The sequence below is a fragment of the Jannaschia formosa genome (assembly GCF_003340555.1).
Lineage (GTDB): Bacteria > Pseudomonadota > Alphaproteobacteria > Rhodobacterales > Rhodobacteraceae > Jannaschia > Jannaschia formosa.
In genome coordinates this window covers 1-22,453 of sequence record NZ_QPLJ01000009.1, presented here as the reverse complement: position 1 = coordinate 22,453, position 22,453 = coordinate 1, and the positions used below count along the sequence as shown (strand labels likewise).

The 22,453-nt window shown below is 70.3% G+C and carries 28 protein-coding genes; 20 read left to right on the top strand and 8 right to left on the bottom strand.

Annotation, left to right across the window (positions count from 1 at the left end; genetic code table 11):
• Nucleotides 1-26: 26 nt before the first annotated feature.
• The gene (locus tag DR046_RS11235; RefSeq protein WP_245190912.1) at nt 27-1,361 is read right to left on the bottom strand and encodes a FliI/YscN family ATPase; all 1,335 of its coding nucleotides are present in this window, start codon (nt 1,359-1,361) and stop codon (nt 27-29) included.
• A gap of 90 nt (nt 1,362-1,451) precedes the next feature.
• Between DR046_RS11235 and DR046_RS11230 the strand changes: the two genes are divergently transcribed.
• The 9 genes from DR046_RS11230 to DR046_RS11190 all read left to right on the top strand — a co-directional run bounded on the left by DR046_RS11230 (nt 1,452) and on the right by DR046_RS11190 (nt 5,907).
• Nucleotides 1,452-1,814 carry a flagellar basal body protein gene (locus tag DR046_RS11230; RefSeq protein WP_115382596.1) on the top strand — a complete coding sequence of 121 codons (363 nt, stop codon included), beginning with the start codon at nt 1,452-1,454 and terminating at the stop codon, nt 1,812-1,814.
• Between the two features lie 2 nt (nt 1,815-1,816).
• Nucleotides 1,817-2,206 carry a flagellar basal body rod protein FlgC gene (gene flgC, locus DR046_RS11225; protein ID WP_115382482.1) on the top strand — a complete coding sequence of 130 codons (390 nt, stop codon included), beginning with the start codon at nt 1,817-1,819 and terminating at the stop codon, nt 2,204-2,206.
• 65 nt (nt 2,207-2,271) lie between these two features.
• On the top strand, nt 2,272-2,490 hold the full coding sequence (fliE, locus tag DR046_RS11220) for a flagellar hook-basal body complex protein FliE (RefSeq protein WP_245190918.1): 219 nt from the start codon (nt 2,272-2,274) through the stop codon (nt 2,488-2,490).
• A 2-nt stretch (nt 2,491-2,492) separates the two neighbouring features.
• Entirely contained in the window at nt 2,493-2,759 is a 267-nt protein-coding gene (locus DR046_RS11215) for a flagellar biosynthetic protein FliQ (RefSeq protein WP_115382480.1), read from the top strand.
• A gap of 1 nt (nt 2,760) precedes the next feature.
• Complete coding sequence (locus DR046_RS11210) at nt 2,761-3,477, top strand: flagellar hook-basal body complex protein (RefSeq protein ID WP_115382479.1); 717 nt, start codon at nt 2,761-2,763, stop codon at nt 3,475-3,477.
• Nucleotides 3,478-3,504: 27 nt separating this feature from the next.
• Complete coding sequence (flgG, locus tag DR046_RS11205) at nt 3,505-4,290, top strand: flagellar basal-body rod protein FlgG (RefSeq protein WP_115382478.1); 786 nt, start codon at nt 3,505-3,507, stop codon at nt 4,288-4,290.
• A 2-nt stretch (nt 4,291-4,292) separates the two neighbouring features.
• Entirely contained in the window at nt 4,293-4,703 is a 411-nt protein-coding gene (flgA, locus tag DR046_RS11200; protein WP_115382477.1) for a flagellar basal body P-ring formation chaperone FlgA, read from the top strand.
• A gap of 6 nt (nt 4,704-4,709) precedes the next feature.
• Nucleotides 4,710-5,453 (top strand): flagellar basal body L-ring protein FlgH, encoded by a 744-nt coding sequence (flgH, locus tag DR046_RS11195; RefSeq protein WP_370816138.1) that lies wholly within the window; start codon nt 4,710-4,712, stop codon nt 5,451-5,453.
• Nucleotide 5,454: 1 nt separating this feature from the next.
• Nucleotides 5,455-5,907 (top strand): hypothetical protein, encoded by a 453-nt coding sequence (locus DR046_RS11190; RefSeq protein ID WP_115382475.1) that lies wholly within the window; start codon nt 5,455-5,457, stop codon nt 5,905-5,907.
• Between the two features lie 405 nt (nt 5,908-6,312).
• On the opposite strand, the gene DR046_RS11185 is transcribed toward DR046_RS11190, so the two are convergent.
• The 4 genes from DR046_RS11185 to DR046_RS11170 form a co-directional block, all read right to left on the bottom strand.
• A complete protein-coding gene (locus DR046_RS11185) occupies nt 6,313-7,827 on the bottom strand; it encodes a YifB family Mg chelatase-like AAA ATPase (protein WP_115382474.1) in 1,515 nt (504 codons plus the stop codon).
• 50 nt (nt 7,828-7,877) lie between these two features.
• Nucleotides 7,878-8,762 carry a glutathione S-transferase gene (locus DR046_RS11180; protein ID WP_115382473.1) on the bottom strand — a complete coding sequence of 295 codons (885 nt, stop codon included), beginning with the start codon at nt 8,760-8,762 and terminating at the stop codon, nt 7,878-7,880.
• A gap of 79 nt (nt 8,763-8,841) precedes the next feature.
• The gene (locus DR046_RS11175) at nt 8,842-9,399 is read right to left on the bottom strand and encodes a histidine phosphatase family protein (RefSeq protein WP_115382472.1); all 558 of its coding nucleotides are present in this window, start codon (nt 9,397-9,399) and stop codon (nt 8,842-8,844) included.
• A complete protein-coding gene (locus DR046_RS11170) occupies nt 9,396-9,905 on the bottom strand; it encodes a bifunctional adenosylcobinamide kinase/adenosylcobinamide-phosphate guanylyltransferase (RefSeq protein WP_115382471.1) in 510 nt (169 codons plus the stop codon). Before DR046_RS11170 ends, DR046_RS11175 begins: the two co-directional genes overlap by 4 nt.
• 114 nt (nt 9,906-10,019) lie before the next feature.
• Between DR046_RS11170 and DR046_RS11165 the strand changes: the two genes are divergently transcribed.
• From DR046_RS11165 to DR046_RS11115, 11 genes are all read left to right on the top strand, one after another.
• Complete coding sequence (locus tag DR046_RS11165) at nt 10,020-10,898, top strand: RNA polymerase factor sigma-32 (protein ID WP_115382470.1); 879 nt, start codon at nt 10,020-10,022, stop codon at nt 10,896-10,898.
• Nucleotides 10,895-11,620 (top strand): ChaN family lipoprotein, encoded by a 726-nt coding sequence (locus tag DR046_RS11160; RefSeq protein WP_306418046.1) that lies wholly within the window; start codon nt 10,895-10,897, stop codon nt 11,618-11,620. The genes DR046_RS11165 and DR046_RS11160 overlap by 4 nt, the downstream gene beginning before the upstream one ends.
• A 98-nt stretch (nt 11,621-11,718) precedes the next feature.
• Nucleotides 11,719-12,921: a bifunctional phosphopantothenoylcysteine decarboxylase/phosphopantothenate--cysteine ligase CoaBC gene (gene coaBC, locus DR046_RS11155; RefSeq protein WP_115382469.1), complete on the top strand. Its 1,203-nt coding sequence runs from the start codon at nt 11,719-11,721 to the stop codon at nt 12,919-12,921.
• Nucleotides 12,918-13,373, top strand: a complete 456-nt coding sequence (gene dut, locus DR046_RS11150; RefSeq protein ID WP_115382468.1) for a dUTP diphosphatase — start codon at nt 12,918-12,920, stop codon at nt 13,371-13,373. Before coaBC ends, dut begins: the two co-directional genes overlap by 4 nt.
• The gene (locus DR046_RS11145; RefSeq protein WP_115382467.1) at nt 13,370-14,425 is read left to right on the top strand and encodes a HesA/MoeB/ThiF family protein; all 1,056 of its coding nucleotides are present in this window, start codon (nt 13,370-13,372) and stop codon (nt 14,423-14,425) included. The genes dut and DR046_RS11145 overlap by 4 nt, the downstream gene beginning before the upstream one ends.
• The gene (locus DR046_RS11140) at nt 14,425-14,964 is read left to right on the top strand and encodes an HD domain-containing protein (protein WP_115382466.1); all 540 of its coding nucleotides are present in this window, start codon (nt 14,425-14,427) and stop codon (nt 14,962-14,964) included. Before DR046_RS11145 ends, DR046_RS11140 begins: the two co-directional genes overlap by 1 nt.
• A gap of 61 nt (nt 14,965-15,025) precedes the next feature.
• Entirely contained in the window at nt 15,026-15,832 is an 807-nt protein-coding gene (locus tag DR046_RS11135) for a transporter substrate-binding domain-containing protein (RefSeq protein ID WP_115382465.1), read from the top strand.
• A 123-nt stretch (nt 15,833-15,955) separates the two neighbouring features.
• Nucleotides 15,956-16,738 carry an amino acid ABC transporter permease gene (locus tag DR046_RS11130; protein WP_115382594.1) on the top strand — a complete coding sequence of 261 codons (783 nt, stop codon included), beginning with the start codon at nt 15,956-15,958 and terminating at the stop codon, nt 16,736-16,738.
• A gap of 85 nt (nt 16,739-16,823) precedes the next feature.
• On the top strand, nt 16,824-17,375 hold the full coding sequence (locus DR046_RS11125; protein ID WP_115382464.1) for a GbsR/MarR family transcriptional regulator: 552 nt from the start codon (nt 16,824-16,826) through the stop codon (nt 17,373-17,375).
• Nucleotides 17,372-18,844: a cytochrome ubiquinol oxidase subunit I gene (locus DR046_RS11120; RefSeq protein ID WP_245190909.1), complete on the top strand. Its 1,473-nt coding sequence runs from the start codon at nt 17,372-17,374 to the stop codon at nt 18,842-18,844. Before DR046_RS11125 ends, DR046_RS11120 begins: the two co-directional genes overlap by 4 nt.
• A gap of 5 nt (nt 18,845-18,849) precedes the next feature.
• Nucleotides 18,850-19,866 (top strand): cytochrome d ubiquinol oxidase subunit II, encoded by a 1,017-nt coding sequence (locus tag DR046_RS11115; protein ID WP_115382463.1) that lies wholly within the window; start codon nt 18,850-18,852, stop codon nt 19,864-19,866.
• 79 nt (nt 19,867-19,945) lie between these two features.
• Here DR046_RS11115 and DR046_RS11110 read toward each other — a convergent pair whose 3' ends face one another.
• The 3 genes from DR046_RS11110 to rplS form a co-directional block, all read right to left on the bottom strand.
• Entirely contained in the window at nt 19,946-20,755 is an 810-nt protein-coding gene (locus DR046_RS11110; RefSeq protein WP_115382462.1) for a division plane positioning ATPase MipZ, read from the bottom strand.
• Nucleotides 20,756-20,939: 184 nt separating this feature from the next.
• Entirely contained in the window at nt 20,940-21,161 is a 222-nt protein-coding gene (gene rpmE / locus DR046_RS11105) for a 50S ribosomal protein L31 (protein ID WP_115382461.1), read from the bottom strand.
• Nucleotides 21,161-21,547, bottom strand: coding sequence for a 50S ribosomal protein L19 (gene rplS / locus DR046_RS11100; RefSeq protein ID WP_115382460.1), 387 nt, complete (start codon nt 21,545-21,547; stop codon nt 21,161-21,163). Before rplS ends, rpmE begins: the two co-directional genes overlap by 1 nt.
• Nucleotides 21,548-22,453 lie beyond the last annotated feature (906 nt).

Genomic DNA, 22,453 nt, shown 5'->3' with positions numbered 1-22,453 from the left:
CGGGATGCGGCGGGATCGTGCCGGGATCAGCCCGCGTAGCCGCGGCCAAGCTGCTGCGCGACCAGGGCGAAGGCCTCTTGCGGGCTGGCCAGGCCGGTGCGGGTGAACACCTCTTCCAGCCGGGGCACAAGGGCGATGGCGCGGTCGATATCGGGCGAGCTGCCGCGGTCGTAGAGCCCGGAGCTGACCATCAACTCGGACCGGTCCATGACCCCGAGCAGGCGGCGGACCTCGGCGATCAGCGCGTTCTCCTCGCGGGTCGCGGCGGCGGGCAGTGCGCGGGAGACGGAGCGCAGCACGTCGACCGCCGGGAAGCGCCCCGATTCGGCGATCGCGCGCGAGAGCACGACATGCCCGTCGAGCTGGCCGCGAACGATATCGGCCACCGGCTCGTCCATGTCGGACCCGGCGACGAGCACGGACATGACCGCCGTGATGTCGCCCTGCGCACCGGTGCCGGGGCCCGCCCGCTCCGCCAGGTTGGCGAGGAGGGGGGTGAGGCTGGCGGGGTGGCCGCGCAGCTCCGCCCCCTCGCCGGCGCCAAGGGCGATCTCGCGATGCGCCTCGGCGAGGCGCGTGACGCTGTCGCAGAAGAAGGCGACGCACGCGCCCTGATCGCGGAAATACTCGGCGACGGTCATTGCGGAGAACGCGGCGCGGCGGCGGGTGGAGGCGGGCATGTCCGCGGTGGCGGCGACGATCACGGTGCGGGCCATGCCCTCGGCGCCCAGCGTGTCGCGCACGAAATCGGCCAGTTCGCGCCCCCGCTCGCCCACCAGGGTCAGCACACGGACATCGCCGTCGAGCCGGCGGGCGAGCTGGCCCAGCAGGGTCGACTTGCCGACGCCCGACCCGGCGAAGAGGCCGATGCGCTGGCCCGCGACGAGCGGCAGCATCGTGTCGAGCACGGCGATGCCGGTGGTCAGGCGCGCGCCCATCGGGCGCCGCGCCGCGGCGGGCGGGGGGACGGCGCCGACCGGGCGGGGCGGGCCGCCGGGCAGCGGGCGGCCGTCGAGCGGGGCGCCGAAGGGATCGACGACGCGCCCGATCCAGCCGAGGTCGGGGCCGATGGCCGGCGGGCCGCCGGCCTGCACCTCGGCGCCCAGCGCAAGGCCCGCCGAGGGGCCGAAGGGCATCGCCCGCAGGCCCGCCCGGTCGAGCCGCACCACCTCGGCCCGGGCGAGGCGGCCCGCGCCGTCGCGGTAGCGGATGTCGTCGCCCAGCCGCGCGGCGCCCGACAGCCCCTCGACCGAGAAGCCGGTGCCGTCGAGCGCGGCGATGCGACCCACGGGGACGGCCCGCCCGATCGTGGTCAGGCGCGCGCGGATCGGCGCGAAGGGATCGAGCGTGTCGGTGGTCATGTCGGCCTCTCCTTCAGTCGAAACCAAATCTAAAGGAATCGGTCTTAAGGCTTCGTTTCAGGAAAGACGGAGAATCCGCCTGTGACCGAGATGCCAAGCCTCATGCGGCTGGCGACGGGGGCCGCGAAACATGCGGCAACGCGCCAGACCGTGCTCGCGACCAATGTCGCCAATGCCGACACGCCGGGCTTTCGTGCCCGCGACATGGCTTCCTTCAGCCCCGATGCCGACCGTCTGGACCTGCGCCGCGCGAACGCCCGGCACATGGCCGGGGCGAGCGACCGGACCGAGCCGGAGATGCTGCGCGACGCGCGCGCCGACCCGAACGGCAACACCGTCTCGCTGGAGGATCAGGTGCTGCGCGGGGTCGAGGCGTCGCGGGCGCACAGCCGGGCGGTGACGATCTACAGCGCCTCGCTCGACCTTTTGCGCGCCAGCCTCGGGCGGAGATAGCCATGACCCTGTCGCACGCGATGGCCGTCCTCGGCTCCGGCATGAAGGGCCAGGGCCAGCGGATCGGCCATATCTCCGAGAACCTCGCCAATGCCGACACGCCCGGCTACCGCCGCAAGACCGTCGAGTTCCGCGCGGCCGTGGAGTTCGGGCGCCGCGACGGCACCATCGAGACGGGGCCGGTCCGGCTGGACCGCGCCGAGGGCGAACGCTTCCACGACCCCGACCACCCGATGGCCGATGCCGAGGGATACTGGACCGGGTCGAACGTGAACCTCGTGACCGAGCTTGCCGACGCCCGCGAGGCGCAGCGCAGCTACGAAGCCAATCTCAAGATGTTCGAGCAGGTCCGCCGCATGTCGTCGGCGATCATGGACATCCTCAAGCGATAGGAGACGCCAGAATGGAGATCCAACGCATCTCGGCCCTCGTTCAGGGGGCCGGGGCCGGCCCCGGCATGCCCGGACGCGCCACCCCCGCGATGGAGGCGCTGCGCGGCTTCGCGCAGACCCTGTCGGAGGCCGAGGCGCAGTCCCGCGCCGCGCTGACCACAGGCGCCGACCCGCACGATCTGGTCGCCGCCATCGCCGAGAGCCAGCTGGCCGTCGACACCGTGGTAACGCTGCGCAACAAGGCCGTCGAGGCCTATCAGGAAATCCTGCGGATGCCGGTCTGAGGATGGCCGAGGCGCTGTTCTTCGACACGCTCCGCCAGGGGCTGTGGATCGCGGTGCTGATCTCGGCCCCGATCCTCGTGGTCGCGCTGCTGGTCGGCCTCGCCATCGGGTTGTTCCAGGCGCTCACCTCCATCCAGGAGATGACGCTGACCTTCGTGCCGAAGATGGCGGCGATGCTCGCCGTGTTCTGGGCCTCGATGGGGTTCATGACCCTGACGCTGAGCCATTATTTCACCGACACGCTCGTCCCGATCATCGAGGGGTTCTGACATGGGCGATTCGATCTACACGACGCTGGGCCGGCAGGCGGGCCTGCTGCGCGAGATGAACGCGATCGCGCAGAACGTCGCGAATGCGGGGACGACGGGCTACCGCGCGGGCGGCATCCTGTTCTCGGAACACGTGGTCCGCACCGGGCGCGACCAGCCCTCGATCTCCATGAGCACCGGGGACGCGCAGCTGACGAACCTCGCCCAAGGCGCGCTGGAGCAGACGGGCGGCAGCCTCGACCTGGCCATCGAGGGCGAGGGGTTCTTCCTGATCGACCGCGGCGGCACCCAGCTTCTGACCCGCGGCGGCGCCTTCCTCGCCGGGCCCGACGGCGGGGTGACGACCGAGCAGGGCGATGCGCTGCTCGACCAGGGCGGGGCGCCGGTCTTCGTGCCGGCCGGGACGGGGGCGATCCATGTCGGCGTGGACGGGACACTGTCGGCCGACGGGGCGCCGGTCGCCCAGGTTGCCGTCGTCGCCCCGCTGGAGCCCGACCGGATGGAGCGGCGCGCGGGCGCCGCCTTCGAGGCCGAGGCCGGGTTCGCCTCGGTCGAGGAGCCGCGCGTGCTGCAGGGCTTCCTCGAGGCGTCGAACGTCGACCCGGTGCTGGAGATCGCGCGCATGGTCGCCGTCCAGAACGCCTACGAGGCCGGACAGAGCTTCATGGACGCCGAGGACCAGCGCCTCCGCTCCGTCACCCGGCTTCTCGAACAGTAACCTGCCAGAACAGCAAGGAGGCCGCCCATGCGCGCCCTGTCCATCGCCGCCACCGGAATGACCGCACAGCAGATGCGGGTCGAGGTCATCTCCAACAACCTCGCCAACATGAACACCACCGCCTACAACGCCCGCCGGGCCGAGTTCGCGGACCTGCACTATCAGCAGGTGACGCGGGCCGGGTCGATCGCGGCGACGACCGGCGCGATCATCCCGACGGGCGTGCAGATGGGGCTGGGCGTGCGGGCGGCCTCGGTCTCGATGGACGTGGCGCAGGGGACGCTGGCGCAGACCGGCGGCGATCTCGACGTCGCCATCGAGGGGCGCGGCTATCTGGAGGTGACGCTGCCCGCGGGCGGCGCGGCCTATACCCGCGACGGGGCGCTCAAGCGCACGGGCGAGGGGCAGCTCGTGACCTCGGACGGGCATCCGGTCGTGCCCGACGTCACCATCCCCGACGATGCCCGGTCGATCACGATCACCCCGGAGGGCGAGATCTACGCCTATTTCCTCAATCGGGTGGAGCCGGAGCAGCTCGGCCAGCTGACGCTGGTGGGCTTCTCCAACGAAAAGGGGCTGGAGGCGCTGGGGTCGAACCTCTACGCCGAGACGAACGCCTCCGGCGCACCGTTCCAGGGCTTCGCCGGCGAGGACGGGCTGGGCATGTTCCGCCAGGGCTACCTCGAGGACAGCTCGGTCGACGCCGTGCGCGAGATCACCGACCTGATCGAGGCGCAGCGCGGCTACGAGATGAACGCCAAGGTCATCACCGCCGCCGACCAGATGCTGTCGGCCACGACGCAGATCCGCTGACGATGCGCGCGGCCTTCCTCATCCTCGCGCTGGCCGGTCCGGCGGCCGCGCAATCGGTCACCGTAGCGCAGCCGGTGCGGGCGGGTGCGACGATCCCGTCCGACCTGCTGGCCTTCGCCGACACCGATATCGCCGACGGCTTCGCCGACCCCCGCGACCTGATCGGGATGGAGGCGCGGGTGAACCTCTATCCCGGTCGCCCGATCCGGCAGGTCGAGGTCGGGGCACCGACCGTGATTCAACGGAACGCGGTCGTGCCGCTGGTCTTCACCCGCGGCGGCCTGACCATCACGCTGGAGGGCCGCGCCCTGCAACGCGCAGGCGACGGAGAGTCGGTGCGGGTGATGAACCTGTCGTCGCGGTCGACCGTGACCGGAATCGCGACGGCGGCGGGCGCCGTCCTCGTCAACTGATCGGAGATGGGCATGATCCTCAGATCGAGTATCTCGCTGGCGCTCTGCGCGCTGGCCGCGTCGGGCTGCGGTCGCCTGCAAGAGGTCGGGCGCGCGCCCGAACTGACGCCGATCTCCGCCAGTCCCGAGCATTTCGCCATGTCGGCCCCGATCTTCGAGCCGATGATCTCGACCGACGACGGGCCGCTCAGCGACGCCTCGCTCTGGACGCGGGGGCGCGGGTCGCTGCTGGGCGACCGGCGCGCCCGGGATCGGGGCGACATCCTGACCGTCGTGGTCGAGATTGACGAGGGCGCCGAGATCGCCAATTCCACCAACCGCTCGCGCTCCGGCTCCGAGAACCTGGCTGTGCCGGACTTCTTCGGCCTGCCGCAGATCCTCGACAGGAACCTTCCCGAGGGCGCGACGACCGATCCTGGCGTCAGTCTCGACAGCGGCAGCTCCTCGCGCGGGCAAGGCGGGGTCAGCCGGCAGGAGAGATTGACGCTGCGCGTCGCCGCGACCGTGGTCGACGTGCTGGGATCGGGCGTGCTCCAGATCGAGGGGCGCCAAGAGGTGCGCGTGAATTTCGAACTGCGCGAGATGCTGGTGACCGGCTACGTGCGCCCCGAGGACGTGTCGCGCCGGAACGAGATCACCTACGACAAGATCGCCGCCGCGCGGATCTCCTATGGCGGGCGCGGGCAGATCACCGACGTCCAGCAACCCCGGCTCGGCCAGCAGGTCGCCGATATCATCCTGCCGTTCTGAGATGGCCCGGATCGCTGCGCTCGCGCTCGTGCTCTTGGCCCTGATCGGGGGGGCGGCGGCGGGCCATTTCCTGCGCCCGCCGCCGCCCGAGGGTGCGGAGGACATGGCCGGAGCCGCTCCAGAGGCGGGCCCGCCCGAAGCGGTGACCCTGCGCGAGCCCTTCGTCGTCCCGATCCTGCGGGACGGGCGCGGGGGCTCGCATGCGGTCCTGTCGCTGGGGATCGAGAGCGTGCGGGTCGGCCGCGAGGAGGTCCTGCGGCAGGAGCCGCGGCTGCGCGACGGGCTCAACGAGGTGCTGTACCTGCACGGCTCGCTGGGCGGGTTCGAAGGCGACTTCACGGCGGCGCCGCAGATGACGCGGCTGCGGGAACGGCTCGATGCGGTCGTCACCCGGCTGCTGGAGGACGAGGATGCGCGCGTCCTGCTGATCGCGGTGACGCGGCAGAGCGGCTGAGCCAGGCCGCCGCGTCCGGCGGAACGCCGGGCGTGCCGGGGCCGGGGGCCGGTCCCCCGTGGCGAGGGATCCGCGCAGGCGAAGCCTGGCGGGACCCTCGCGTCGTGGACGCCCTCGAGGCGGGCGCGCCGGTCGAGTCGAGGGAGGCCCTGCCTCGAGGCCGGGTGCCCCCGGGGGTTGCGAGATCGCCGCTGTCACGGATGCCCCTCCCGCCGCCCTTGGCTCCAATCCGGGGAGAGAGGCCGGGTCGCGCGGGCCGCTGCGCCGAAGGTCGCACGGCGAAGCTGGCGGCGCGGGACGCGCCTCGTCCGCTGGGGCTGGAGGGAAGGGCGCGGGACGGCGAGGCCCAGCCCCCGCCAGGCCCGGACCCGTCGGCCGCGTCGCGATCCGAGGCTTCTCGCCCGCTCAGGTGTCGCGGGCGGCGATCAGCCGGTAGGAGAGCGCCTCGGCGACATGGGGGCGGCGAACGCCGGGCTCTCCGGCGAGGTCGGCGATGGTGCGCGCGACCTTGAGCACGCGGTGATAGCCCCGCGCCGTCAGGCCGAAACGCGTGGCCGCGCGGGTCAGAAGCTCCCGCCCCTCGGCATCGGGCTCGGCCACGGCCATCAGCGCGTCGCCCGACACGTCCGCGTTCACGGTGACGCTCTCGGCCCCGGCATAGCGCGCGGCCTGGACCGCGCGGGCGGCGGCGACCCGCTCGGCCACCGTGGCCGAGGCGTCGCCGGAGGGCGGCAGGGCGAGGTCGGCGACGTCGACCGACGGCACCTCCAGCCGCAGGTCGAAGCGGTCCATCAGCGGGCCCGAGACGCGCGCCATGTAGTCCTCGCCGCAGCTCGGCGCCCGGGTGCAAGCGGCGTTGGCGTCGAACAGCATCCCGCAGCGGCAGGGATTGGCGGCGGCGACCAGCAGGAAACGGCAGGGATAGCGGACATGGGCGTTGGCGCGGGCGATCACGACCTCTCCGGTCTCGATCGGCTGGCGCAGGGTCTCCAGCACGTCGCGCGAGAATTCCGGAAACTCGTCCATGAACAGCACACCATTATGGGCGAGGCTGATCTGCCCCGGCCCCGCCTTCTTGCCGCCGCCGACGATGGCCGCCTTCGAGGCGGTATGATGAGGCTCCTGAAACGGGCGGCGGGACAGGATGCCACCTTCCTCCAGCGTGCCCGCGAGCGAGTGGATCATCGACGAGTCGAGCGATTCCATCGGCGAGAGCGGGGGCAGCAGGCCCGGCAGCCGCGCGGCGAGCATGGACTTGCCCGCGCCGGGCGGCCCGACGAGGAACAGGTGGTGGCGCCCGGCGGCGGCGATCTCCAGCGCGCGCTTGGCGCGGTCCTGCCCGCGCACGTCGCGCAGGCAGGCGGATGACGGATCGGCGGCGAGCCGCCCCCTGGTCGCGACGTCGAGCGGCCTGACGCCGGTCAGGTGGTCGATCAGCGCCTTGAGCGAGGGCGCGGCATGGACCGGGGTGGCGTCGACCCAGGCGGCCTCGGGCCCGCAGGCTTCAGGGCAGAAGAGCGTGGCGCCCAGCGCGCCTGCCGTCACCGCAGCGGGCAGCGCGCCGGCCACGGCGACGAGCGCTCCGTCGAGCGACATCTCCCCGATCGACACCGCGCGGGCGACCGCCTCGGCTGGCACGATCTCCAGGGCGGCGAGCAGGGACAGCGCGATGGGCAGGTCGAAATGCGCGCCTTCCTTCGGCAGGTCGGCGGGCGACAGGTTGACGGTCACCTTCTTCGACGGCAGCGCGATCGACAGCTCCGACAGGGCGGTGCGGATGCGGTCGCGCGCCTCGGAGACGGCCTTGTCGGGCAGGCCGACGATGGCGAAGCCGGGCATCCCCGGAGAAACGGCGCATTGCACGTCGACGGCCCGCGCCTCCAGCCCCTCGAAGGCGACCGTCGTGGTCCGTGCCAGCATCGCCGCTCCCCTGTTTCGGAAAGGTTAACGGCAAATGTGCTACCGAATGGTTAACGCGCCGTGCGGTGCTCCGCGACGATCGCCATGAAGGCGGGCCATGCCTCGGGATCGGCGACCGTCTTGTCGCGGCAGAAGGCGTTGCAGAAGCCCCAGACCTGGCCGTCGAGCTCAAGGAAATGGGTGACCGGCTTGCCGGAATAGGGGCAGGCCTCGTTTCGAGAGGGGCCCTCTGCCACGGCGCGGGCGGGGAGGGGCGCGGGCATCGGGAAGGGCTCCGCCGGGGCGATCACCTCGTAGACGTCCAGCGTCCGGTCCTGCGCCTCGCCCATGGCGCGCCAGCGGCGGAGCGGCCCGTGCGACAGGTGCGCGGCGACATAGGACCGCGCGGATTCGGAGACCGGCAGGCCGTAGCCGGCGATGCGCATCGCGACCGGGGCGTAGAAGGCGTCGGCGGCGCTGTAGGCGCCGAAGAGCCAGGGGCCGGCCTCGGCCAGACCGCGCGCATGGGACCAGAGCGTCTCCAGCCGGGCGAGGTCGGCCAGCACGGCCTCGGACGGAACGAAGCCCCCGGACTTCACGCGCAGGTTCATCGGGCAGGCGCTGCGCAAGGCGGTGAAGCCGGCATGCATCTCGGCCACCAAGGACCGGGCCGCGGCGCGGGCCTTCGGGGCGGCGGGCCAATGGCCGGCCTCGGGGAAGGCCTCGGCCAGCCCTTCGGCGATGGCGATGCTGTCGGTCCAGAGACCGCCCTCGGGCGTGCGCACCACCGGAACGGTGCGCGCGGGCGCGAAACCGGCCAGGTCGCGGGCGAACTCGTCGGAATACATCCGCGTCGTCCGCTCCCGGACGGGCAGCCCGAAGGCGTGGAACAGGAGCCAGCCGCGCAGCGACCAGCTGGAATAGGCGCGATCGCCGATGAGGAGTTCGTGGGTCATGGCGCGCAGGCTATCCTGGCTGGTCGCGTGCGGGAAATCAGCTTTCTTGCGCGACCCATCACGGGGCGCGAACGCCGCCTCAGGGGCGCCGGTTCGCAAAATGCGGCACCATGCGGCCTTCGTTCCAGTCGATCCGCGTCAGGGACAGGTTGTCGATCTTCTGCGCCAGCGCCTCGTAGGGGGCGACGCCGCGCGCCCGGGCCCAGAGGGTCAGGATCACCCCCATATGAGCGACGACGATCAGGTCGGGGCCGCGGGCGAGGTCGCGCAGCGCGGCGAAGACGCGGGCGGCGACGTCGTTCCAGGATTCGCCCCCCGGCGCGCGGACGGAGCCGGGGGTCTCGAAATAGGCGCGCAGGGCCGGCTCGTCGATCTCGCCGACGGCGCGGTCCTCCCAGGCGCCGTAATGGAACTCGCGCAGGGCGTGCATGTGCGGCAGACGGTCGCGGCGGCCCTGCACCGCATCGGCGGTCGCCACGGCGCGGATCAGGTCGCTGCTGACCACGGGCGCGTCGGGCAGCGCGGCCTCCAGCCGGGCGAGCGCGGCGGCGTCGGTCAGGTCGGCGGGCAGGTCGGTCCAGCCGATCATGCGCCTCGCATGGGTGGGGCCGTGGCGGATGAGCCAGAGCCGCGTCACTTGAGCACCTGCGGCAGACCGGCCGTCACCAGCACCACGCGATCCGCCGCCGCGGCGAGCCTCTGGTTAAGCTCTCCCTGCGCCCTCTGGAATCCGCGGGCGAGCGCGTTGTCGGGCGTCACACCGCCGCCGACATCGTTGCTAACGACGTGGAATATCGCCCGATTCCCGCGCATTGCGTCGATCCAGCCGGCGGCGGGTTCCTGCCAGTCGCGGTCTTCCATCATCAGGCGGGTCAGCCACATCGTCGCGCAGTCGACCAGAACCGGGCCGGTCAAGGCGCGGCAGGTGGCGGCCAGATCCTCCGGCCCCTCGATCAGCACCCAGGCGTCGCCGCGTCGCGCGGCATGGGCGCGGGCCTTGGCGGCCATCTCCGCATCCCCGAGCGCGGCGGTCGCGACATAGGTCGGCCGCCCGCCCAAGGCCAGGACCTGCGCCTCGGCCCAGGCGGATTTCCCCGAGGCCGCGTGGCCGAGAACAAGGGTCAGTCGGGAACTTTTGTCCATCTGGCAACTTTTTCTAATCCAGGAGGCCGGTCGCCTCGTAATTGAATACAGCACGACGAAAACGACAGCCCCGTCGCGCGAGACGGCGGGCTGCACCGGCGGAGAGGTTGACGTATGGCTTTGGATTTCAATAGCGACATGTCCCTGTCAAGGCGCGCCATGAAGGCGGAGCTTCTGGACGCGGAGACCGAGCTCAAACTGGCATATGCCTGGCGGGACCAGCGCTGCGAGGAAAGCCTGCACCGTCTGATCACAGCCTATATGCGCCTCGCGATCTCGATGGCGGCGAAGTTCAAGCGCTACGGCGCGCCGATGAACGACCTCATCCAGGAGGCGGGGCTGGGCCTGATGAAGGCCGCCGAGAAGTTCGACCCCGATCGCGGCGTCCGGTTCAGCACCTATGCGGTCTGGTGGATCAAGGCCTCGATCCAGGACCACGTGATGCGCAACTGGTCGATGGTGCGGACCGGTTCCACATCGTCGCAGAAGTCGCTGTTCTTCAACCTGCGCCGCGTCCAGGCCCGGCTGGAGCGGGAGGCGATGGCCGAGGGCGTGACCCTCGACCGCCAGACCCTGCGCGAGCGGATCGCCAAGGAAGTGGGCGTGCCGCTGCACGACGTCGAGATGATGGAGGGCCGGCTGTCGGGCTCCGACTTCAGCCTCAACGCCACGCAATCCTCGGACGAGGACGGGCGCGAGTGGATCGACACCCTGGAAGACGAGACGACGCAGGCTGACCAGATCGTCCAGAACGACCACGACACCGAGACACTGCGCCAGTGGCTGCTGACGGCGCTGTCCGCGCTCAACGAGCGGGAACGCTTCATCGTGCGGGAGCGGAAGCTGCGCGAGGAGCCGCGCACGCTCGAAAGCCTCGGCAACGAGCTGAACCTCTCGAAGGAGCGGGTCCGCCAGCTGGAGGCCGCCGCCTTCGCCAAGATGCGCAAGACGCTGGAAAAGCAGTCCCGCGAGGTGCTTGGGTTCCTCAACTGACCCGGGTCGCCCTCCTCTGCCTGGCGCTGACCTGTCCGGCCGGCGCCGTAGAGCTGCCTTCGGGGCAGGTCTATGTGCTGGGCGAAGTCCACGACAATCCCGCGCATCACGCGGCGCAAGGGGCGCTGATCGAGCAGATCGCGCCGACCGCCGTCGTGTTCGAGATGCTCGACCCGGAGCAGGCCGCCCGGCTCGGCCCGGACCGGCCGCGCGATCCGCAGGCGCTCGACGCGCTGCTCGGCTGGTCCGAGGCGGGCTGGCCCGACATCGCGATATACATGCCTGTGTTCGACGCGATCGGCGTGCCCGTCCTCGGCGCTGCGGGCGAGGCGGGCGACCTGTCGGCCTACGGGCTGGACATGCCCCTGCCCGAGACCGAGCAGGCTACGCGCGAGGCGTTGCAGGCCGACGCCCATTGCGGCGTCCTGCCGGCGGAGCTGCTGCCGCAATTCGTCGCCCGCCAGCGCGCGGTCGATGCTCGGCTTGCGGCGCGCACGCTCGACGCGCTGGACCGGTTCGGCGCCCCGGTCGTGCTGATCGCCGGGAACGGCCATGCCCGCGCCGACTGGGGCGTGCCCGCCGCCATCGCGCGGGTCCGGCCCGGGATCGAGGTGGTCGCGGTCGTGCAGGGCGAGGAGGGAAGCGTGCCGCCCGGTGGCGACGTCGTGCTGGACGCGCCCGCGCCTGCGGACCGTCCCGACCCTTGCGACGCCTTCCGCTGAAGGGCCATGGGCCCTTGGGACCCGCCCACGACGATCGGAGGTCGACGCCGCGCGCGCGGCATGGCTAAACGTGGCCGCGACGCAGAACGGAAACCACCATGCTGACCGACAAGCGCATCCTGCTGGTGATCGGCGGCGGCATCGCCGCCTTCAAGGCGCTGGACCTGATCCGGCGCCTGCGCGAGCAGGGCGCGCATGTGACTCCCGTGCTCACCGCGGCGGCGGAGCAGTTCGTTACCCCGCTCTCGGTCTCGGCGCTGGCCGCGTCGAAGGTCTATCGCGACCTGTTCGACCTGACCGACGAGGCGGAGATGGGCCATATCGAACTGAGCCGCGCCGCCGACCTGGTCGTGGTCGTCCCGGCGACGGCGAACCTGATGGGCCGGATGGCGGCGGGTATGGCGGACGACCTGGCAACGACCCTGCTGATGGCGACCGACAAGCCGGTGATGATCGTCCCCGCGATGAACGTCCGGATGTGGCAGCACCCGGCGACGCAGCGGAACCTCGCCACGCTTCGCGCCGACGGCATCCGCGTCGTCGGCCCCGACGAGGGGCCGATGGCCTGCGGGGAGTTCGGCCCCGGCCGGCTGGCCGAGGTGCCCGAAATCGTCGCCGCCATCGGTGCCTTCTTCGCGGACGGACCGCTGAAGGGGCGGCATGTCCTCGTCACCTCCGGCCCGACGCATGAGCCGATCGACCCCGTGCGCTACATCGCCAACCGCTCCTCCGGGGCGCAGGGGGCGGCAATCGCCGCCGCGCTGCGCGACCTGGGCGCGCGGGTCAGCTTCGTCACCGGCCCGGCGGAGGTGCCGCCCGAAGGCGTCGAGGTGATCCGGGTCGAGACCGCGCGCGAGATGCTGGCGGCGGTCGAGGCGGCGCTGCCTGCCGACGCCGCCGTGATGGCCGCCGCCGTGGCCGACTGGCGCGTCGCCAACGCGAGTGGGTCGAAGATGAAGAAGGACGGCAGCGGCAAGGCTCCCCCGCTGGATTTCGCCGAGAACCCCGACATCCTGCGCATGGTCTGCCAGTCGCCGCAGCGCCCGCGCCTCGTCGTGGGTTTCGCCGCCGAGACGGGCGACGCGCAGGGCGACGTCGTGACTCACGCGACGGCCAAGCGGACGCGCAAGGGCTGCGACTGGATCGTCGCCAATGACGTCTCGCCGGCGACGGGCATCATGGGCGGCTCCGAGAATGCCGTCACCCTTATCTCCGAGGCGGGGGCGGAGCCCTGGCCCCGCCTGTCCAAGGCCGAGACGGCGCGCCGTCTCGCCCACCGCATCGCCGAGGCGCTGGCATGACTTCGGTGCGCATCGACGTCACCCGGGCCGAGGGCGCGGACCCCAACCTGCCCCTCCCGGCGCTGGCCACCGAGGGCGCGGCGGGGGCCGACCTGCGTGCCGACACGGGCGGCGCGACGATCACGCTCGCCCCCGGCGCCCGTGCCCTGATCGCGACGGGGCTTCACGTGGCGATCCCCGAAGGCTGGGAGATGCAGCTGCGCCCCCGCTCCGGCCTGGCGCTGAAGCACGGCGTCACGCTGCTGAACGCGCCCGGGACCATCGACAGCGACTATCGCGGCCCGCTGGGCGTGATCCTGATCAACCACGGCGAGGCGCCTTTCGAAGTAACCCACGGAATGCGCATCGCGCAGGCCGTGGTGGCGCCGGTCTCGGCCGTGCGCTTCGTCGAGGTGGCGGCGCTGCCGCCGAGCGCGCGGGGCGCGGGCGGCTTCGGGTCGACCGGGACATGACGCTGGTCCTCCTTCTCGCGGCGGCGCTCTGGGGACTCGGGTGGTTCCTGAAGACGCCGGTGCAGGCGCGGCTCTACATGATCGGCCTGCTCTACGTGGCGGTGCTGTTCGTCCAGATTGCGCTGCCCGACGGCCATCCGCTGCGCGAAAGCCTGGGCGGCAGCGCGGCGCAATGGCTGATCCTCGGTGGAATGATCCTGGCGGTCCTGCTCTACCGGGCCGTCTTCCTGCGCATCCGCGGTCGGGCCGAGGCGGCGCAGGCCCGGCGGGAGGAGCAGGCCGCGCCCGTCCCCTCCGGCCCCTTCTCGGCGGTCGAGCTGGAACGCTACGCCCGCCATGTCGTCCTGCGCGAGATCGGCGGGACGGGCCAGCGCAAGCTGAAGGAGGCCAAGGTGCTGGTGGTCGGGGCAGGGGGGCTCGGCTCGCCCGCGCTGCTTTACCTCGGCGCGGCGGGGGTGGGCACGATCGGGGTGATCGACGACGACACGGTCGACGTGTCGAACCTGCAACGCCAGATCGCGCATACCGACGCGCGCACCGGCCAGCCCAAGGTCTTCTCGGCCAAGGCCGCCATCGCCGACGTCAATCCGCATGTGACCGTGCGCCCCTACAACCGGAGGCTCACGCCCGAGATCGCTGAGGATCTGTTTTCGGACTACGACCTGGTCCTCGACGGCTCGGACAGCTTCGCCACGCGGGAGATCGTGAACCGCGCCGCCGTCGCGACCGGCGTTCCCGTGATCGCCGGGGCGATTACCCAGTGGGAAGGGCAACTGACGATCTACGACCCGGCAGGCGGCGCGCCCTGCCTCGCCTGCCTCTTCCTCGAGGCGCCCGCGCCGGGGCTCGCGCCGCCTTGCGCCGAGGCCGGGGTCGTGGGCGCGCTGCCCGGTATCATCGGCGCGGCCATGGCGCTGGAGGCGATAAAGGAGATCACCGGCGCCGGCACCCCGCTGCGCGGGGCGCTTCTGACCTGGGACGGGCTCGACGCCGATGCCCGCCGGATCAAGGTGACGCGCCGCCCCGACTGCCCCGTCTGTGGAGATATCTGATGAACGCCGAGACCCTCCTGACCGCCGCCCGCTTCGCCGCCCGCGCCCATCACGGGCAGTTGCGCAAGGGCGAGGCTGACATCCCCTATGTCGATCACGTCCTCGACGTCGCCACCCGGCTCGCCGCCGTGCATCCCGAGGACGAGGTCCTGATCCTCGGAGGGCTGCTGCACGACACGGTCGAGGATTGCGACGTCACCCGCGACGACATCGCCGAAGCCTTCGGAGAGGAGGTCGCTGCGCTGGTCATGGAGGTGACCGACGACACCGCCCTGCCGCGCGCCGAGCGCAAGGCCGCGCAGGAGGAGCATGTCCGCCATGCCTCCGACCGGGCGAAGCGGTTGAAGCTGGCCGACAAGGCCGCCAACCTGACCGCCATCGCCCGCACCCCGCCGGACTGGTCGCAGGCGCGGATGACCGAATATGTCGACTGGGCGCTGCGCGTGCTGGACCCGGTGCGCGGGCTCGACCCCGCGCTGGAGGCCGGCTTCGACGCGGCGGTGGCCGAGGCGCGCGCCGTGATCGCGAGGCGCGGCTGACGGGCTTGCGTCTTCCGGCCGATGATGCACCATCCCGCGGACGCAACCGGAGACACCGCGCATGACATCCCTTGCCCTGCCCGCGACCCTCGCCCTGGCCGCGCTTTCGCTGGCCGCCCCGGCCCTGGCCGATGCCCATCTGCCCGATCTCGGCGGCCGCACCGTCGTCATCGCGACCGAGGACGCCTATCCGCCGATCCAGTTCAAGGACCCCGCGACCGGCGAGGCCATCGGCTGGGAATACGACTTCATGGCCGAGGCCTCCGAGCGGCTGAATTTCACCCCCGAATACGAGAAGATCAGCTGGGACGGGATGATCGCTGCCGTGGGCGCGGGCGAGTTCGACATGGGCATGACCGGCATCACCATCCGCGACGACCGGAAGGAGGCGGTGAATTTCTCGGCGCCCTACATGACCAGCCAGATGATGATGGTCGTGCGCGGCGACGAGGACCGGTTCGAGGACGCCGCGGGCTTCGCCGCCGACCCGGACCTGCTGGCCGCCGCGCAGCCCGGGACGACGCCCTTCTACGTCACCGTCTACGACGTTCTCGACGGCGACGAGGCGAACCCGCGCATCAAGCTGTTCGAGACCTTCGGCGCGGGGCTTCAGGCGCTGCGGACCGGGGACGTGGACATGGTGCTGTCGGATTCGACGGCGGCGAACGGCTATGTCGCGGCCTCCGACGGGGGGCTCAAGATCGTGGGCGAGCCGCTCGGGACCGAGCAGTTCGGCTTCATCTTTCCCAAGGAGGGCGATCAGGCGCTGATCGACGCCTTCGACGCGGTGATCGCCGACATGGAGGCGGACGGCACGCTGGAGGCGCTGAACACCAAGTGGTTCCTGGAGTACGAGATCGGCGGGTGACGATCATCCGTTGTCATGGCCGGGCCCGGCCCGGCCATCCACCGATGCCGCGATCGAAAGGTTGCCGGAATGGATCGCCGGGTCGAGCCCGGCGATGACGCGGCGCGCGAGGATGCGCGCATGATGGGACCTGACCGCGACCCGTCCGACGACTTCCCCTGGTGGCTGGTCGCGGTGGCCCTGCTGCTCGGCGGGGCCTATGTTGCCATTGCGCTGGACGACGGGGCCCGGCAGGTCCTGGCGACCCTCAGGCGCGGCGTCTGGATCACGATCTTCGTGACCGTCCTGGCCTTCACGGGCGCCTCGCTGGTCGGCCTCGGCATCGCGCTCATGTCGCTGTCGGGCAGCCTGGTCCTGCGCCAGATCGCCCGCTTCTACACCGAGATCCTGCGCGGCATCCCGATCCTCGTGCTTCTGCTCTACGTGGCCTTCGTCCTGGCGCCGGGGCTCGTCGCGTTCTGGAACTGGCTGGGCCTGCCCGAGGCGCGGACGCGGGACTTCCCGCTTCTGTGGCGGGCGATCTTCGCCCTGATCCTCGCCTATTCCGCCTTCATCGCCGAGGTCTTCCGCGCCGGGTTGCAATCGGTCGAGACCGGGCAGATCGAGGCGGCGAAGGCGCTGGGACTGAAGCGCTGGCACCGCTTCCGGTTCATCGTCTTCCCGCAGGCGATCCGCACGATCCTGCCGCCGCTCGGCAACGACTTCGTGGCGATGGTCAAGGACAGCTCGCTCGTCTCGGTCGTCGGCGTGCTCGACATCGCCCAGCTGGGCAAGGTCACGGCGGCGGGCAACTTCCGCTATTTCGAGACCTACAACGTCGTCGCCCTGCTCTACCTGACGATGACGATCCTGCTGTCGCTGGGCCTGCGCCGCCTGGAGCGGCGGCTTTCCCGACAGAAGAGGTAGGACACGGCGTCGCACCTGCGGAACCCGGGTTCCGAATCGGCTGACATGTCTTATCTGAGTTTCAGAAATTTCTGAAACGGACGACATGACCCTCACGCCTCTCCAACAGGACTTCGTGCTTCACTTCGGCGAGATGGGCTCCCGCTGGGGCATCAACCGCACCGTGGGGCAGATCTACGCGCTGCTCTTCCTGTCCGAAGAGCCGCTGAACGCCGAGGCGATCACCTCCGCGCTCAGCATCAGCCGGTCGAACACTTCGATGGGCCTCAAGGAGCTTCAGTCCTGGAACCTCGTCCGGCTGCGCCACAGGCCCGGAGACCGCCGCGACTATTTCACCACGCCCGACGACCTGTGGGAGATCGTCCGTACCCTCATCGCCGAGCGGCGCAAGCGCGAGATCGACCCGACGCTGACCACCCTGCGCGAGCTGGAGATGCGCGGGTCCACCGGCGACCCCTATGCCGAGGCCCGCATCGCCGAGCTGCGCGAGCTGATCGAGATGATGACGCAGTTCCACGACGAGATGAACCGGCTCGAGACCGAGCGGCTGGTCCAGCTGATGACCATGGGTCGCAAGCTGGGCGGGCTGCTCGAGAAGACGAACAAGATGAAATTCTGGGGGACGAACGACACATGATGGACGCACTCATCCTCAGCCGCATCCAGTTCGCGGCCAACATCTCCTTCCACATCCTGTTCCCGACGATCACCATCGCGCTGGGCTGGTTCCTTCTGTTCTTCAAGCTGCGCTTTCAGTGGACCGGCGACCTCAAGTGGATGGAAGCCTATCGCTTCTGGGTGAAGGTCTTCGCGCTCAGCTTCGCGATGGGCGTCGTCTCGGGCATCACCATGTCGTTCCAGTTCGGCACCAACTGGCCGGGCTTCATGGAGACGGTCGGCAACATCGCCGGGCCGCTGCTGGCGTATGAGGTGATGACCGCCTTCTTCCTCGAAGCCGTGTTCATCGGCATCATGCTCTTCGGCTTCAGCCGCGTGCCCGGCTGGCTGCACACGCTGGCGACCTTCCTCGTTGCCTTCGGCACGACGATGTCGACCTTCTGGATCATCGTCCTGAACTCCTGGATGCACACGCCCCAGGGCTTCGAGATGATCGACGGCGTGGCCCATGCGACCGACTGGTGGGCGATCATCTTCAACCCGTCGATGCCCTACCGACTGGCCCACATGCTGCTGGCGAGCGGTCTGACCGTGGCCTTCGTCATCGCGGGCGTCGCGGCCTTCCGCTACATCCGCGGCGACCGGAAGGAGGCCGTGCGCAGCCAGATCCGCGTCGGCATCACCTTCGCCGCGCTTCTGATCCCGATCCAGATCTTCATGGGCGACATGCACGGGCTCAACACGCTGGAGCATCAGCCCGCCAAGGTCGCCGCGATGGAGGGCAACTGGTCCGACACCGACGGCAACACGCCGCTGATCCTGTTCGCCCTGCCCAACTCCGAGACGCGCGAGAACGATTTGGAGATCGCCATCCCCAACATGGCCTCGATCATCCTGACCCACCATGCCGATGGCGCCATCCCCGCGCTGGACGAGTTCGTGACCGAGGACGGGACCGTGCTGCACCCGCCGGTCGACAAGGTCTTCTGGTCGTTCCGCGTGATGATCGGCACCGGCATGGCGATGCTGCTCGTCTCCTGGGGCGCGCTGGCCTTCCTCTGGCGGCGCAAGCCCTGCCCGGAGACGGGGACCGAGCGCCGGTTCATGATCCGGCACCTGCCCAAGCCCCTGCTCTGGGCGCTGGTGCCGATGACCTTCGCGGGCTGGGTCGCCACGCTCGCCGGCTGGTACACGACTGAGATCGGGCGTCAGCCCTGGCTGGTGCAAGGCGTGATGTCGACGGCCGAGGCCGTGGCCGACGTGCCCGCGCCGATGGTCCTGTCGACGCTGCTCGGCTACCTCGCGATCTATGCCGCGCTGCTCTTCGCCTATGTCGGCGTGATCGTCTACCTGGCCCACAAGGCCGCGAAGGACGAGCCGCTCGACTCGCTGACCCCGGCTTCGGGCGAGGCAGTGGTGGATGCCATCACCCGCGAGGACCGCGGCCTCGGCCGCGGCGCGGGCGCCAACCTTCAACCGGCGGAGTGACGGACATGGAACTGCTCGGACAGAGCCCCGACACCTGGCTGCCCTTCGTCTTCGCGGGCCTGATGGGCGTCTCGATCCTGCTCTACGTCATTCTCGACGGCTACGACCTCGGGGTGGGCATCCTGACCCCGCTGGCGGACGACGAGCAGAAGCGGGACATGATGGTCGCCTCGATCGGCCCGTTCTGGGACGCGAACGAGACCTGGCTGGTGCTGGCCGTCGGCCTGCTGCTGGTCGCCTTCCCGGCGGCGCATGGGATGATCCTGTCGACGCTCTACCTGCCGGTCTTCGTGCTGCTGGTCGGGCTGATCCTGCGCGGCGTCTCGTTCGAGTTCCGCGTCAAGGCGCGGGCGAAGTACAAGGCGCTCTGGAACCGGCTCTTCTTCGCGGGGTCGCTGATGGCCACGCTGGCGCAGGGCTTCATGCTGGGACTCTACGTCATGGGGCTGGAGTTCACGGCGGGCACGATCCTCTTCGCGACGCTCTGCGCGATGGCGCTGACGGTGGGCTATGCCTTCATCGGCGCGGCCTGGCTGATCCTCAAGGCAGAGGGACCGCTTCAGACCGCCGCCGTGGCCTGGGCCAGGCGCTGCGTCTGGGGCCTTGCCGGGGGGATCGGGGCGATCTCGCTCGCCTCGCCGCTGGTCAGCCCGCGGATCTGGGAGAAGTGGTTCTCCTTCCCCGAGGTTCTGTGGCTGTCGCCGCTGCCGCTGGCGTCGCTGGCGCTACTGGCGCTGCTCTGGCGCGCCTTCGCGCATCTGCCGGCCGAGGGCGACCGCTGGGCCTGGGTGCCCTTCGCCTCGGCGCTGGGGCTGTTCACCCTGGCCTTCCTGGGGCTGGCCTACAGCTTCTATCCCTATGTCGTGCCCGACCGCCTGACGATCTACGAGGCCGCCTCCGCGCCCGAGAGCCTGATGATCATCCTGATCGGCGCGCTCTTCGTCGTGCCGTCGATCCTGGGTTACACGGCGCTCGCCTACTGGGTGTTCCGCGGCAAGACCCGGGCCCTGCGCTACGACTGAGGCGGGGCATCCGGCGTCGCCGGATGGCGTCGCGCGGATGGCACGGCCTGCCGTGATGTCCGCGCGGACGCGGCCCCGCTTAGAACGCCGCCTCGACCGATGGCAGGTTCAGCGACTTCAGAAGGTCCCGCACCTCCTGCCGGGCGGCGATGTTGGACAGGTTCAGGTTCGCCACGCCGATATCCTTGAGGTCCAGCAGCGTCATGCCGCGCGGGAACAGCTCCCGGAAGATCACGCGCTCGGTGAAGCCGGGGGCGACGCGGAAGCCGATGCGCTTCGACAGATCCTCCAGCGCCTGGCCCATCTTGCGCTTGTTGTGCATCTCCTGCTTGCCGAGGCGATTGCGCAGGACGATCCAGTCGATCGGCTTCAGCCCCGCCTTGGCCCGCAGCTGGCGCGCGTGCCAGACCATCTCGGAATAGACCGAAGGGCCGAGGATGCGGCTGCTGTCAGGGTCGATCTTCGCCAGAAGGTCGAAATCGACGAAGCTGTCGTTCAGGGGCGTCACCAGCGTGTCGGCCAGCGAATGCGCCACCTGGCTCAGCCGCGTGTGGGAGCCGGGGCAGTCGATGACGACGAAGTCGCAGTCCTTCTCCAGCTCTGCCACGGCGAGGCTCAGTGCCTTGTCGAAGGGGTTCTCGTTCGGCTCCAGCCCGTCGCGGTCGATCTTGGGCAGGGTGGCGACCTTGGGCGTGGGCAGGGTCACGCCGTTCTTCGTGCCGAAGGTGGCGCGGTTCTCCAGGTAGCGGGTGAAGGTCCGCTGCCGCAGGTCGAGATCGAGCGCGCCGACACGCGCCCCCGACCGCGCCAGCGCGGTCGCGGTGTGCATGCAGGTGGTCGACTTGCCCGACCCGCCCTTCTCGTTCCCGAAGACGATGATATGCGCCATTGCTCACTCGTGTGGATCGCCCCGGGGGCGGAGGATAGGGACCGCTCGCACACAAGGAAAGCGACGGCGCGGTTTTATCCGGGAAACTTGGGGGCAGGGGTCGCGCAGTTGCCGCAGTTCGCATCACCGGAACGCAAACGGGCCGCCCGAGGGGCGGCCCGTCGAAGATCGCGTCGGCGGGGCTTCAGAAGCCGAGGCCGGCATACTTGTTCTTGAACTTCGACACGCGGCCGCCGGTATCCATCAGGCGCGAGCTGCCGCCGGTCCAGGCGGGGTGGACCGAGGGGTCGATGTCGAGCGACATCTGATCGCCCTCCTTGCCCCAGGTCGATTTCATCTGAACGACGGTGCCGTCGACCAGCTTGACGTCGATGAGGTGGTAGTCGGGATGCAGGTCGGCTTTCATCACACCTTCTCCTTCTCGCTCAGATCGCGATAGTTGGTCTGCTCCGCGATGCGGGCGGACTTGCCGCGGCGGTCGCGCAGGTAATAGAGCTTCGAGCGGCGGACGCGGCCGCGGCGGACGACCTCGATATTGTCGATATTTGTCGAATGCAGCGGGAAGACCCGCTCGACGCCTTCGCCGAAGCTGATCTTGCGGACGGTGAACGAGCCGGCGATGCCGTTGCCGTTCTTGCGGCTGATGCAGACGCCTTCGTAGTTCTGCACGCGGGTGCGCGTGCCTTCCGTCACCTTGAAGCCGACGCGGATCGTGTCGCCGGCCTTGAAGTCCGGGATGTCGTGGCCGAGCGCGGCAAGCTGTTCCGCCTCGATCTGTGCGAGCAGGTCCATCGGACCCTCCTATGGTTACGTCGGGGTTTGCCCCCGGATGATGTCCTGTCCGGCTGGCTCCGGACGGCTCTTGTTTGCTTGGGGGGCAGCGGCGCTGGCCCGAGGACGCAGAACGCCCCGGAGGGCCGGGGCGGGGGACGTCCCGCGCCCCATACAACCGGCAGGGCCGTGGCGCAAGCCGTTCCGGTCCCCGGGGCCTCGCCCGGCCCGGACGAGCGGCCCAAGCTGTTCGGTCCCGGCTGGAGATGGGGCGGAGCGACCTCGAGCCGGCTCGGTTCCCCGGTCCGGCACTTGACGACGTGCTTGTATGGCGGGAGGCCGCGCGGGGTCTTGAGCCTATCATCGTGCGGCGGCCGCCCGTGCATCGGACCCGTGTCGACCGCGAAGGCAATCCCGAGCTTGGCAGGCAAGCCTGTCCCGGTTCGAGTGGGTCGAACGGCGCCTTGCGACGACCACGTGTTTGCCGCGAGTGGTTTTGAGCCGCGCCACAACGCACGTTCGGCGGCGCTTGCGCCTAAGACAACCCCGCAGGAAACTGCGTGCCGATACCGAGGGGCGCAGAGTGTTTGTCGTGAGGCGAGGGAGGGATGCGATGGCGCACGTCGGCTACGCTTCAAGAGACTTTTTGAGAGCCTCGGGACGGCATCCGGGCCGGCGCAGGAGAGCGCCATGCCACTCCCTCGAAAACAACCGTTCTTGGCCGTCCGCTATCCCACAACTGCTGCGCGACCGAAGTCAGTCCGCATCGATGACATGGGCCGAGGGATGTCTGGCGGCTATGCGGAGATACTGTTGAAAAAGTCGGCGATCGAAGCGTTCTGACCAGCGTCCAAAGCGAGCCGATTGGCAGTCCCTTTCATCCGGGGGCTGTCACGGGCACCAACTTGGCCAGTTTGCGGAGGTTCT